This is a genomic window from Anaerostipes sp. MSJ-23, assembly GCF_018918155.1.
GTDB lineage: Bacteria > Bacillota > Clostridia > Lachnospirales > Lachnospiraceae > Anaerostipes.
The window spans coordinates 1-13,439 of sequence record NZ_JAHLPY010000010.1 but is presented as its reverse complement, the minus strand read 5'-3'; the positions used below and the strand labels follow the sequence as shown (position 1 = coordinate 13,439).

Here is a 13,439-nt window from a genome sequence, read left to right as displayed (position 1 = left end):
ATATAAAGAGGTACTTCATGGAACAGGAAAATAAAACAACAAGTATAAACCGTGTAAAAAAGGATATCAGTAACCCAGAAAGCTTTACTCCGCCAGAGAAGCTTAAAGAACAGTTACTGCAAACTATGGAAAAAATTTATGATGATAAAGATATTACATGTGTAAAGCGGGCATACGATGTGGCATATAAAGCGCATGATGGGCAGAAGAGAAAGTCTGGAGAGCCATATATTATTCATCCGATTTGCGTTGCCATCATCCTGGCGGAACTGGAACTTGATAAAGAAACGATAATGGCGGGCCTGCTCCATGATGTTGTAGAAGATACAGATGTTACCTATGAAGATATTGTCAGTCAATTTGGAGAAGAAGTTGCCCTTTTGGTTGATGGTGTTACAAAACTTGGACAGTTAAGTTATTCAAAAGATAAGATTGAAGTGCAGGCTGAGAATTTACGAAAAATGTTTCTTGCTATGGCGAAAGATATCCGTGTTATTTTGATCAAGCTTGCAGACCGATTGCATAACATGCGTACAATGCAGTTTATGCGACCAGAAAAACAAAAAGAAAAATCAAGAGAAACCATGGACATTTATGCACCAATTGCACATCGTCTTGGTATTTCAAAAATTAAAGTAGAATTGGATGATTTAGCTTTAAAATATTTAAAACCAGAAGTTTATGAAGAATTAGAACATTCCTTGAATTCCGGAAAAGAGGAACGAGAAGCATTTATTAAGGAAATCGTAGATGAAGTAAAGGGACACATTGACCGTGCCGGAATTAAGGCTGAAATTGATGGTCGTGTCAAACATTTCTTTAGTATTTATAAAAAGATGGTAAATCAACATAAAACGATTGATCAGATTTATGATCTTTTTGCAGTTCGTATTAAAGTCGATACGGTAAAAGATTGTTATGCAGCTCTTGGAATTATTCATGAAATGTATAAACCAATTCCTGGAAGATTTAAAGATTATATTGCTATGCCAAAGCCAAATATGTATCAGTCTCTGCATACAACACTAATTGGGCCAGAAGGACATCCATTTGAAATTCAAATTCGTACATTTGAAATGCATCGTGTGGCAGAATATGGTATTGCCGCTCATTGGAAATATAAAGAAAATAAAAATACACCAGGTCTTAATAAAGAAGAAGAAAAGTTAAGTTGGCTGCGTGAAATTTTAGAATGGCAAAGAGATATGGATGACAATAAAGAATTTTTAAGTCTTTTAAAGACAAATCTAGATCTTTTTGCAGAACAGGTATATTGTTTTACGCCAAATGGAGATGTAAAAAATCTTGCCAATGGTTCGACCCCAATTGATTTTGCATATTCTATCCACAGTGCTGTTGGTAATAAAATGGTAGGAGCTCGAGTAAATGGAAAGCAGGTACCGTTTGAATATAAGCTTCAAAACGGAGATCGTGTAGAAATTATTACTTCACAGAATTCGAATGGACCAAGTCGTGATTGGTTAAATATTGTAAAGACTACGCAGGCCAGAAGTAAAATCAATCAATGGTTTAAACATCAGTTTAAGGAAGAAAATATTGTTCGTGGAAAAGAATTACTTGAAAAATATTGTAAGAGTAAAGTGATTAATCTTTCAAAGTTGATGAAACCAGAATATCTCAAAAAAGTTCAGTTGAAATATGGTTTTAAAGATTGGGATTCTGTTTGCGCAGCAGTTGGGCATGGAGGATTAAAAGAAGGACAGGTTATTAATAAGATGCTGGATGAAGATCGCAAGCATCAGAAGAAAGTAATTACAGATGAACAGGTTCTTTCTAAAATTTCTAAAACTTCAGAAAATACTTCAGAAAAGGGAAAAGATGAGAAAGGACAGCAAGGAAAGGGAAAAGGCGGCATTATTGTAAAAGGTGTGCATGATGTAGCGGTTCGTTTTTCAAAATGCTGCAATCCAGTGCCGGGAGATGAGATTGTTGGATTTATTACAAGGGGAAGAGGAATTTCTATTCACCGGACAGATTGTGTTAATTTATTAAATATGTCAGAACATGACAGAGCCAGACTGATTGAGGCAGAATGGCAGGTTAGTGAAGAAGAGACAAATCAGAAGTACACGACAGAAATTAATATTTATGCAAATAACCGGAAAGGACTTCTGGCAGATGTTTCTAAAATCTTTTTGGAACTTGATATTGATATTATTACGATTAATGTATCCAATAACAAAAAAGGAAGGGCAACCTTAAGTATGTCTTTTGATATTACGGGAGTCAGTCAGTTAAACCGTATTATTACAAAGATCAGAGGCATCGAAGGTGTCATTGACATAGAAAGGACAGCAGGATGATAGAAGAAAGACATGGTTCATTTAAATTAATTAGTATCTGTCTTGGACAGATGCAGACGCATTGTTATATTGTGATTAATAAAGATATAAAAGAGGCCGTTGTATTTGATCCAGGAGATCAGGGAGAAAGAATCACAGATTTGTTAGAAAAAGAAGATGCGAGACTTACTGCAGTGTGTTTGACTCATGGACATTTTGATCATATTATGGCATTACCATATTTAATAGAAGAAACTCCTCATCTCCAGGTTTACCTTCAAGAAGATGAAGTAGAAGTGCTTCAAAATCCAGAATTAAATTTGTCATCGATGATGGGACTTACACTTTCCATGCAAGCAAATCGCCTTGTAAAAGATGGAGATATTATTGAGCTAATTGGGACAAAAATTCGATGTATCCATGTTCCAGGACATACGAAGGGCGGAGTCTGCTATTATTTTGAAGAATGTGGATGGCTGATTTCAGGCGATACTTTATTTCAAATGAGTATTGGAAGAACTGATTTTCCGACAGGAAATTTTGATGCACTTTTAAAAGGAATTCGTGAAAAATTATTTGTCCTTCCGCCAGAGACAAAAGTTTTTTCAGGGCACACACCACCGACAACGATTGGAGAAGAAAAACGGAGTAATCCGTTTTTAGTATAGGCAATGATAGGATTAATTCAAAACGAGACAATTTATGAATATGATATTCGAAGTTTAATATTGGCGTTTTTTATTGGAGAAAAGATAGAACTAACGGATTCCGTTAGTTCTATCTATGATTTTATCCTGGAAGTTTTTTATGAGAAGGAAAAAGTGACCCTAAGATTATATGAAAAAGAAAACTTTCTTGACAAAGAAGAGATTTTGGGGGATTATAAGAATAAAAAAATATTTAAAAATCCAATGAAACGGGCAGTGTATCATCTCTTTTCCAAAGCTTCAAGGAAAAAATTACCTTGGGGAACATTGACTGGAATTCGTCCGACGAAGATTGTATTTGATGGATATGAACATGGAAAAACGAATCTGGAAATCATGGAGGAATTTCAAAAAGATTACTTAGCTTCAGAAGAAAAAGCGAGTCTTTGTACAGAAGTTGTTTCAAAAGAACAAGTGTTGTTATCTAGATTTCCTTATAAAGAAGGATATAGCTTATATGTTGGAATTCCTTTTTGTCCAACCACTTGTATGTATTGTTCTTTTGCGTCTTATCCAATTGAAAAATTTAAAGATCAGGTTGGAGAATATTTAAAGGCTCTCTTGTTGGAACTTGATTTTGTTAAGAAAAGATTTTCGAAGAAAAAGCTTCAAACGATTTATATCGGTGGTGGTACTCCAACAGCACTTCCGGAGAAGGAACTTGCCTATTTGTTAGATGAGCTAAATCAGAAATTTCCATTTAAAGATCTATTGGAAGTGACAGTAGAAGCCGGACGTCCAGATAGTCTAAGCCAGGAAAAATTTCAAATTCTTGCAAAATATGGAGTCACTAGGATTAGTATTAATCCACAAACAATGAATGATAAGACACTTCATCTGATTGGAAGAGAGCATTCTGTAAAAGATGTCAGAGAAAAGTTTTTTATGGCGAGAGAAGCTGGGCTTGATAATATTAATATGGATACGATTTGTGGATTACCGGAAGAAGGTATGGATGAGCTAAAAAGAACTTATGAGGAAATTAAGAAATTAGATCCTGATAGTTTGACGGTTCATGCACTTGCTGTGAAACGTTCTTCCAAGTTTAATCAGATCAAGGAATTGTTTCATTATGGAGCGACTCCGCAGATGATTTCTTATGCTCATGCATGTGCTCGTTCCATGGAAATGGAACCATATTATTTATATCGGCAAAAAAACATTCCTGGCAATCTTGAAAATGTAGGTTTTTCGAAAAAAAAGAAAGAATGTCTCTATAATATTTTGATTATGGAGGAATTACATGATATTATAGCAGTTGGTGCAGGAACTTCATCAAAGATCATGCATCAAGAGAAAAATTCTTTTCAGAGAGTTGAAAATCTGAAGGATATTTTTCAGTATACGCAACGAATAGAGGAAATGATTCATAGAAAAGAATTAGCAATTGACGGAAAATAGGAGAAGTTTTTATGGCAGTCAGCTATGGGAGAGCAGATATAGAGACACCGATTCAGGCAGGAATTATCGATACACTCAGTCATGGAATTGTTGTCAGTAATCTTGCTTATCTGGTCGGTCGTGAACTGCAACTAGATGATGATATCTGCCATGATTTGGCAGTTGCAGGATTATTACATGATCTTGGAAAAGTTCGCTTGAATTTTTATATGAATGAAAAAGAAGAGGAGATACTTGCCGTTGATGAGACCAGATATATGAGAATGCATCCGTCTATTGGATACGCCATTCTTGTAGAGTATGGATATAATCAGACTGTTTTAGACGCTGTTTTATATCACCATGAAAATTATGACGGGACTGGTTACCCACATAATCTAAAAGGAAAAAATATTCCGTTAGCCGCACGCATCATGCATGTTTGTGACGTATTTGGAGCACTGATCTCTAATAGAGATTATCGGGAGGCTTTTGATGTAGAGACAGCACTGGACATCATCATTGATGATGTGAAAAATTTTGATATGAAAGTATTTTTAGCATTTCAGAGAGTGGCATTTTCTGACAGTATGAAAGAAGTCATTGAAAAAGCCAATCTGGATGAGATAGAGGAGGAAGAAACATGATCACACAGGCACCAAGAGGTACAAAAGACTGGTTTGGAAAGGAAATGGATCAGCGCACTTATTTAGAACATATTTTTAAGGATCTTTGTGCGTCGTTTAATATTCATGAAATTATCACACCAGTATTTGAACACACAGAACTTTTTCAGCGAGGTGTTGGAGAAACAACAGATGTTGTACAAAAAGAAATGTATACATTTCAAGATAAAGGGAACAGAAGTATTTCCTTGAAACCAGAAGGAACTGCGGGAGCGATCCGTGCATATCTGGAACATGGAATGCAAAATGATCCTCAGCCAATTAAGATGTTTTATATTACACCAGCTTTTCGTTATGAAAAACCTCAAAGTGGAAGATTAAGACAGCATCATCAGTTTGGAGTAGAATTTGTGGGAGCAGAAAGTCCTCTTGCAGAAGTGGAACTAATTACACTTGTTTCCGCATTTATTAAGAAAATCGGATTAAAAGATGCAAAACTTCATATTAACAGTATTGGATGTTCGAAATGTAGAGAAAAATATAATCAGGCATTGTTGGCATACTTAAAAGAACATGAAGATCATTTATGTCCAACTTGTAGAGAGCGTATGGTAAAAAATCCATTGCGTGTGATTGATTGTAAGGTTCCTGATTGTAAGGAAATTGTAAAAGATGCGCCAAGAACCATTGATTTTCTAGATGATGAATGCAGAGAGCATTTTGAAACTTTGAAAAATATGCTGGAAAGTTTAAATATTCCATATGAAGTAGATACAGAAATTGTACGTGGGTTAGATTACTATACAAAGACTGTTTTTGAGTTTGTAAATGAAGATGGGTTTACTTTATGTGGCGGTGGACGCTATGATAATTTAGTTCATGAAATTGACGGAAAAGTTTCTATGCCATCTGTTGGATTTGGAATGGGTGTAGAAAGAATTCTATATTTCTTGGAAGAAGAGGGCGTAGAACTTCCTTGCAGTAGAGATCTGGATCTTTATGTTGGAATTCTTGGAGAAGAAGCAAAGGCAAAAGCCTACGAGATTGTAACAAATCTTCGTATGGATGGCTTTGTTGTAGAAACAGACTACCTTGGAAGAAGTGTGAAAGCACAGATGAAATATGCAAATAAGCTTCATGCAAAAAATACGATTATCATCGGTGAAGATGAATTAAAAAGCAGACAAGGACATTTAAAGAATATGGAAACAGGAGAAAATACAGAAGTTTCACTTGACCATATAAAAGACTATTTATAGAATGAAACCTGAAAAGGAGGAAACTTAATGAGTGAGTATGCAATCGTGGCACCAGAAGATTTTGATCAGAGCGTATTTCGCCTGGTAGGAAAAGAATGGATGCTTGTAACCGCAAAAAATCCAGAAGGGAAAGTAAATACAATGACTGCTTCCTGGGGTGGATTTGGTGTTATGTGGGGAAAGAATGTTGCAGTGACAGTGATTCGTCCACAACGTTATACAAAAGAGTTTATTGACTCATCCGATACATTCACTTTATCATTTTATGATGATACATTTAAAAAGGATTTAAGTTATCTTGGAAGCGTTTCCGGACGTGATGAAGATAAAATTTCTAAAACGAGACTTACGCCAACCGACGCAAATGGGATTCCATTTTTTGAAGAAGCAAAGATCGTGTTGATTTGTAGAAAATTATTTGCACAGCCGATGAAGCCGGAAGGATTTGTGGATGCTTTTAAACAACTGGATGATGAGTGGTATCCGAATAAAGATTATCATGTTCTTTATGTAGCGGAGATTGAGCAGATTCTCGTAAAGCAGGATGCATAAATTACAAAAAAATATGAAGGAGGAACTATCATGGCAGAATCAATGTCAGGTTTAGCCAGATCCCATCGATGTACAGAAGTAAGCAATCAGCTTGTAGGAACAGAAGTGACTGTTATGGGATGGGTACAGAAAAGAAGAAATTTAGGGAGTCTAATCTTTGTCGATTTGAGAGATCGTTCTGGACTTTTACAGCTGGTTTTTGATCAGGAAACTTTATCAGAAGAAGATTATGAAAAAGCGAATACACTTCGAAGTGAATATGTTGTTGCAGCGGTAGGAACTGTTCAAAAAAGAAGCGCAGCCATTAATGAAAATTTAAAAACGGGGGATATTGAAGTTAAAGTACATACATTAAGAGTACTTTCTGAGTCTGATACACCACCGTTTCCAATTGATGCAGAAAAAACAGTAAAGGATGAACTTCGATTAAAATATCGTTATCTGGATCTTCGAAGACCAAACCTTCAGAAAAATTTAATTACAAGAAATAAAGTTGCAAGAATTATTAGAAATTTTCTAGCAGATGAAGGATTTATTGAAATTGAAACACCAGTTCTTGGAAAAAGCACACCAGAAGGGGCTAGAGACTATCTTGTACCAAGCCGTGTGCATCCAGGAAGTTTTTATGGACTTCCACAGTCTCCGCAGCTTTATAAACAGCTTCTGATGTGTTCTGGATTTGATCGTTACTATCAAATTGCTAAATGTTTTCGTGATGAAGATCTTCGTGCAGATCGACAGCCAGAATTTACACAGGTTGATATGGAACTTTCATTTGTAGATGTCGACGATGTTATTGATGTAAATGAACGTCTTTTAAAGAAAGTCTTTAAGGAAATTCTTGATATTGATGTTCAGATTCCAATGAAACGTCTAACTTACAAAGAAGCTATGGATCGTTTTGGATCTGATAAACCAGATACAAGATTTGGAATGGAACTTGTTAATGTATCAGATACCGTAGCAGGATGTGACTTTATGGTCTTTAAAGGAGCATTGGAAAATGGCGGATCTGTTCGTGGATTAAATGCAAAAGGTCTTGGAGATCTCGGACGTAAAAAAATTGATGGATTTGTTGATTATGCCAAAGATTTCGGGGCTAAAGGTCTGGCTTATATTCAGTTAAAGAATGATGGAAGTGTGAAATCTTCTTTTGCTAAATTCATGAAAGAAGAAGAAATGGATGCCTTAATCAAGGCAATGGATGGCCAGGCAGGAGATTTGCTTTTATTTGCAGCTGACCGTGATAAAATTGTCTTCGATGTTCTCGGAAATTTAAGGATTCATATTGCAAAACAATATGATATGATTGATGAATCTTTATTCAATTTCTTGTGGGTAACAGAATTCCCATTACTTGAGTGGAGTGATGAGCAAAATCGTTATACAGCAATGCATCATCCATTTACTATGCCATTTGAAGAAGATATTGAAATGATTGATACAGATCCAGGGAAAGTTCGTGCAAAGGCATATGATATCGTATTAAATGGAACAGAACTTGGTGGAGGATCTATAAGAATTCATCAGAATGATATCCAGGAAAAAATGTTTGAAGCTCTTGGATTTACAAAAGAGGATGCACATGAACGGTTTGGATTCCTGTTGGATGCATTTCGATTTGGAGTTCCACCACATGCAGGATTGGCTTATGGACTTGACCGTCTCGTGATGTGGTTGACAGGAGAGGATAGCATTCGTGATGTGATCGCATTCCCGAAAGTAAAAGATGCATCTTGTCTGATGACAGAAGCTCCTGGGGAAGTGGATAAATTACAATTAGAAGAGCTTGGTATTGAGCTTGCAAAAGACAAAGATGAGGAGGAAAAATAGACATGGAAAAAATGTTATTCAGTGGTGTGCAGTCGAACGCTGATGTTGCACTGATTGCCATCAAAGGAATTAAAAATCAGCCAGGAATTGCTGCAAAAGTGTTTGGAGCAATTGCAGAAAAGAAATTAAATGTAGAACTGATTCTTCAGTCGATTGGACGTGGAGATGAAAAAGATATTTCTTTTGTCGTTGCACAAGAAGATGCAGAAAAAGCAGTTGATACTTTAAAAGAAGCATTTGCAGAGCAAGATTATCATGAAATCGTATGTGATAAAGAAGTAGGAATTGTATCGATTGTCGGAGCTGGAATGATGTCAAATTCCGGAGCAGCTTCAAAAATGTTTGAAGCATTATATAATAAAGGAATCAATATTAAAATGATTTATACATCTGAGATCAAAATTACAGTATTGATCAAGGAAAGTCGCGTAGAACGCGCAGTGGAAGCGTTAAAAGAACAATTCCAGGAGTAAAATAACAAAAAGCAGCAATGGAGGAGAAAAAAGTAGCATGTTTGATTTTAGCGAAGTAAAAAATTATGACAGCGAAATAGCAGCAGCAATGGAGGATGAACTTACAAGACAGAGAAGTAATCTAGAACTGATTGCTTCTGAGAACCTTGTTTCCAAAGCAGTTATGGCAGCAATGGGAAGTCATCTGACAAATAAATATGCAGAAGGATATCCAGGAAAACGTTATTATGGTGGATGTGAATACGTTGATGTCGTAGAAAATCTGGCAAGAGAACGTGCCAAAAAATTATTTGGATGTGAATATGTAAATGTACAGCCACATTCTGGAGCTCAGGCAAATATGGCAGTATTTTTTGCTGTATTAAATGTCGGAGATACTTATATGGGAATGAGTCTTGATCATGGTGGACATTTAACACATGGAAGCCCTGTAAATATGTCAGGAAAAAATTATCATTGCGTACCTTATGGAGTTAATGATGAAGGATACATCGATTATGATGAAGTAGAAAGAATCGCACTGGAATGCAAACCAAAAATGATCATTGCAGGAGCAAGTGCTTATGCAAGAGCTATTGACTTTAAACGTTTCCGTGAGATTGCAGATAAAGTTGGTGCTGTTTTAATGGTTGATATGGCACATATTGCAGGACTAGTAGCAGCAGGACTTCATCAGAGCCCAATTCCTTATGCACATGTAACAACAACGACTACACATAAAACATTAAGAGGACCTCGTGGCGGAATGATTATGTGCAGCAACGAAGTAAATGAAAAATACAACTTTAATAAAGCAATTTTCCCTGGAATCCAGGGTGGACCTTTAATGCATGTAATCGCAGCAAAAGCAGTATCTTTCAAAGAAGCATTGCAGCCAGAATTTAAAGATTATATGAAACAGGTTGTAAAAAATGCAGATACATTAGCAAAAGCTTTGATAGAAGAAGGATTTGATATTGTATCTGGTGGAACGGATAATCACTTAATGTTGGTAGATTTAAAGAAATATGGTTTGACAGGAAAAGAAGCAGAAAAAGTTTTGGATTCTGTTCATATTACATGTAATAAAAATACAGTACCGAATGATCCAAAATCTCCATTTGTAACATCAGGACTTCGTCTTGGGACTCCTGCAGTTACAACAAGAGGATTAAAAGAAGATGATATGAAGACAATCGCGAAAGCAATTCGTCTAACATTATTAGATAAAAATCTGGATGAAGCAGCAGCTTTAGTAAAAGGATTAACAGATAAATATCCATTATACGAATAGAATACATATTATTTTAAGTTGGTTAAAAGAGATAATTCCGACACAAAAAACTTTTGTGTCGGGTATCTCTTCTTTTTTTGCAATTTCAGGGAAGATTTTTCGAAATTGTTGAAATACTAGTCAATATGCGATAGAATAGGGTCTATCGGCAATAAATGTATTTTTATAAATTGGAGGATTTTCATGAAAATAGATAAGAAAAAGGGACTGATGATTGCAGGTGGCGTCATCGTCGTTGCAGTAGCAGCAGCTGCTGCTGGAGTACATATTCATTATTCTGGGCGATGGTATCCAGGAAGTAAGATTGGCCAGGTAGATGTTTCAGGGATGACCTATGAAGAATCCGTCAAAGAAATTCAGAAAAAAGTAGACTCCTACCAGTTAAAGATTAAAGCAAGAAATCATGGAAATATGACGCTGACTGGAAAAGATATTGGTCTTCACTTAAGTGGAGAAAATATGATCAAAGAGGCTTATAATGATCAGCATAATTCCAGTGTTTTGGTTTCTTTTGGAAATAAGACGAATACAAAAACAGGAAATCTGATTTCTTATTCTACAAAAAATGTAAAAAATCTTGTGAAAACTTCAGATCTTGTAACTGGAAAGAATGGTTATCAGTTAATTCAGCCAGAAGATGCAACCATTGTTTATTCCGCAAAGAAGAAATATGGAGTAATTAAAGAAGAAGTAGAGGGAAATATCTTAAATCAGGATGCGTTTGCAAAAGCAATTGGAACAGCGGTTGAAAAATTATCTTCTACAATGGATGTTACAGATGCAAAGAATTATTCTGATGTTTACAAACAGCCGGGGCTTCGGAAAGATCAGGATTCTCTTAAAAAAATGCAGGAAACTTATAATCAATATTTGCTGCATTGGATTGAATGGGATATGGGTAAAAATGTGAAAGAAACAATGTCTCCAGAAGATCTTCAAGCGTGTATTAAAGTAGATACAAAGAATCTTAAAGTGTCTTTGGATAAAAAAGCTGTAGAAAAATGGCTGGAAAAATTCTGCTTAAAGTATAAGACACAGGGAATTGCAAGAACATTTAAGACTCATTCTGGAAAGAAAATCAAAGTCAGCGGTGGAGATTATGGCTGGAGAATTGATTATGATAAAGTAATCAAGCAGGTAATGAAAGCACTAAAGACAACGCCACAGGCAAGTGCAATTGAAGCTTATGAAAAGAATCCATCTGCAGACAAACAAAAAGCATTGACAACATTTTTAAAACCAGTATACAGTCACAAAGGATATCGTATGGATTTCGCAAAGAAACAAAATGACTGGGATACCCAAAATTATAGTGAAGTAGATTTATCTGCACAGGAAGTATTTATTTATAAAAAAGGAAAACTTGTGTTTAGTTGTACTTGTATTACAGGAAAAGCGACTCCGGATCGTATTACAAGAACTGGTGTTTATGATATCAAAGAAAAGAAATTAACGAAGACCTTGACTGGTGCAGATTATAGTGTTCCGACAAAATACTGGACAAGAATTATGTGGACAGGAACTGGATATCATTACAGTAGTAGAGGAGACTGGAATCGCTGGTCGCCAACTTATTATAAAGCAAATGGATCCCATGGATGTGTTAATTTAACCTTGTCCAATGCAGCTTCCGTATATCGTTTAACAAAGATCGGGGATCCGGTATTTATTCATTATTAGAAATGAGGATTTGATATGGATTTATATGAAAAACAAGAAAAAATGTTATGGTATCTTCAAATTTTAATTTTTGCAGGAGCATTTCTTGTTTACTGGCAAATTGGTGGGGATCAGAAACTTGTTCAAATAATTTTGGCAGTGCTATCCGTACTTTCTCTTACATTGGATCGGTTTTATTTTAGTGCTAAGATTCGGCAGGATGTGTATCCATCCTATTCTGTAGCATATGGATTAATTGTTCTTTATGCGATTTTATTGCTGGTGCAGTTCGTAGGAATTATTCAGCTTCCGTTTTTTGAAGGAAAAAGAGGATATCTTTTGTGGGTTTTAACCCCTGCCTTTTCGCTTCTATGGAAAACAAAATTTATTGCATTTCGCGAGTGGGATCAGGAAGGTTAAAAAAGAATAAGAAAACAGCAGGTGTGCATTGGATATATGTCTATAAATTTGGAATATATCAGCTACCTGCTGTTTTTTGTATTTAAATTTAGTTTAATAACCCAGCGATTCTCCGACAAGAATGACCTTAATGCGGCCTCTCATGGCAGCACTCTGACGGCGTGTGATAACAATTTGGCTACAGATACAAGAATCTCCGTAACAATCTTGGCAACGTCCAGTTATGGAACATGGAGTTTTTAGATCAAGACGGAGAGCATTTGGTGGAGAAGCAATATTGCGGACTCTTGCAATTCCGTCTTCTACATTGTTTGTAACTTTGTTCATTCCGACGATCATAATAATATTTTTTGGACCATAATTTAGGCATGCAACACGGTTTCCAGTTCCGTCGATGTTGATTAATTCTCCGTCAAGCGTAATTGCATTAGAACTCATTAGATAATAATCAGATAAGACAGCCTTAGAAAAAATTTCTCTTTGTTCTTCATAATTTTTAGCAATAGAACGGTCAATGACTTGATAATCTCCAGATTTAACAGCATCCATTAGGCCAATTTCTTCAATGCTCATAGAGCCACCCCAAGAGACTACAGATCCTTTTTCAATATAATCGAGAGCTTGTTTCAGGGCATCTCCTTTGGTTTTGCAGTAAATACCAGTCATATTTCTTTTTTCAAGATTTTTAATGATGGTTGCTGCTCTTAATTCCTTTGCTTTTTCTAAAATCATAAATTATCCTCCTAGAAAATATTGGTAGTGTCAAATATTACCCATTTTTATTGTTCTAAAAATCTTTAAAACCTTGATTTATTGGAGGTTTGCAAATAAAAAAAGCATTGACCTCCATTTTGAAGTATAATGAATTCACCACAAACCATTATCAACAAAGGAGACAATGCTCATGGATATTATACTTTATTTACTTCACTTAATTCAATACCAACATAACCA

General features: G+C 35.6%; 12 protein-coding genes. 11 read left to right on the top strand and 1 reads right to left on the bottom strand.

Annotation, left to right across the window (positions count from 1 at the left end; all coding sequences use genetic code 11):
* The first annotated feature begins 17 nt into the window (after nt 1-17).
* The 11 genes from KQI71_RS07675 (at nt 18) to KQI71_RS07625 (ending at nt 12,485) form a co-directional block, all read left to right on the top strand.
* Complete coding sequence (locus KQI71_RS07675) at nt 18-2,324, top strand: RelA/SpoT family protein (RefSeq protein WP_216435333.1); 2,307 nt, start codon at nt 18-20, stop codon at nt 2,322-2,324.
* Nucleotides 2,321-2,971 carry an MBL fold metallo-hydrolase gene (locus tag KQI71_RS07670; RefSeq protein ID WP_216435332.1) on the top strand — a complete coding sequence of 217 codons (651 nt, stop codon included), beginning with the start codon at nt 2,321-2,323 and terminating at the stop codon, nt 2,969-2,971. The genes KQI71_RS07675 and KQI71_RS07670 overlap by 4 nt, the downstream gene beginning before the upstream one ends.
* Nucleotides 2,972-2,974: 3 nt before the next feature.
* A complete protein-coding gene (hemZ, locus tag KQI71_RS07665) occupies nt 2,975-4,411 on the top strand; it encodes a coproporphyrinogen dehydrogenase HemZ (RefSeq protein WP_216435331.1) in 1,437 nt (478 codons plus the stop codon).
* A gap of 11 nt (nt 4,412-4,422) precedes the next feature.
* Nucleotides 4,423-5,037, top strand: a complete 615-nt coding sequence (locus KQI71_RS07660; RefSeq protein ID WP_216435330.1) for an HD-GYP domain-containing protein — start codon at nt 4,423-4,425, stop codon at nt 5,035-5,037.
* Nucleotides 5,034-6,275 carry a histidine--tRNA ligase gene (gene hisS / locus KQI71_RS07655; RefSeq protein WP_216435329.1) on the top strand — a complete coding sequence of 414 codons (1,242 nt, stop codon included), beginning with the start codon at nt 5,034-5,036 and terminating at the stop codon, nt 6,273-6,275. Before KQI71_RS07660 ends, hisS begins: the two co-directional genes overlap by 4 nt.
* A 27-nt stretch (nt 6,276-6,302) precedes the next feature.
* Nucleotides 6,303-6,827, top strand: a complete 525-nt coding sequence (locus KQI71_RS07650; protein ID WP_216435328.1) for a flavin reductase family protein — start codon at nt 6,303-6,305, stop codon at nt 6,825-6,827.
* A 30-nt stretch (nt 6,828-6,857) separates the two neighbouring features.
* Nucleotides 6,858-8,660, top strand: a complete 1,803-nt coding sequence (aspS, locus tag KQI71_RS07645; RefSeq protein WP_216435327.1) for an aspartate--tRNA ligase — start codon at nt 6,858-6,860, stop codon at nt 8,658-8,660.
* Nucleotides 8,661-8,662: 2 nt separating this feature from the next.
* Nucleotides 8,663-9,133 (top strand): ACT domain-containing protein, encoded by a 471-nt coding sequence (locus KQI71_RS07640; RefSeq protein ID WP_216435326.1) that lies wholly within the window; start codon nt 8,663-8,665, stop codon nt 9,131-9,133.
* Between the two features lie 37 nt (nt 9,134-9,170).
* Complete coding sequence (glyA, locus tag KQI71_RS07635) at nt 9,171-10,406, top strand: serine hydroxymethyltransferase (RefSeq protein ID WP_216435325.1); 1,236 nt, start codon at nt 9,171-9,173, stop codon at nt 10,404-10,406.
* 183 nt (nt 10,407-10,589) lie between these two features.
* Nucleotides 10,590-12,086 (top strand): L,D-transpeptidase family protein, encoded by a 1,497-nt coding sequence (locus KQI71_RS07630; RefSeq protein WP_216435324.1) that lies wholly within the window; start codon nt 10,590-10,592, stop codon nt 12,084-12,086.
* Between the two features lie 15 nt (nt 12,087-12,101).
* Nucleotides 12,102-12,485, top strand: coding sequence for a hypothetical protein (locus KQI71_RS07625; RefSeq protein WP_216435323.1), 384 nt, complete (start codon nt 12,102-12,104; stop codon nt 12,483-12,485).
* A 93-nt stretch (nt 12,486-12,578) separates the two neighbouring features.
* Here the strand turns inward: KQI71_RS07625 and KQI71_RS07620 are convergent, their stop codons facing one another.
* A complete protein-coding gene (locus KQI71_RS07620) occupies nt 12,579-13,217 on the bottom strand; it encodes a lactate utilization protein (protein WP_216435322.1) in 639 nt (212 codons plus the stop codon).
* Nucleotides 13,218-13,439 lie beyond the last annotated feature (222 nt).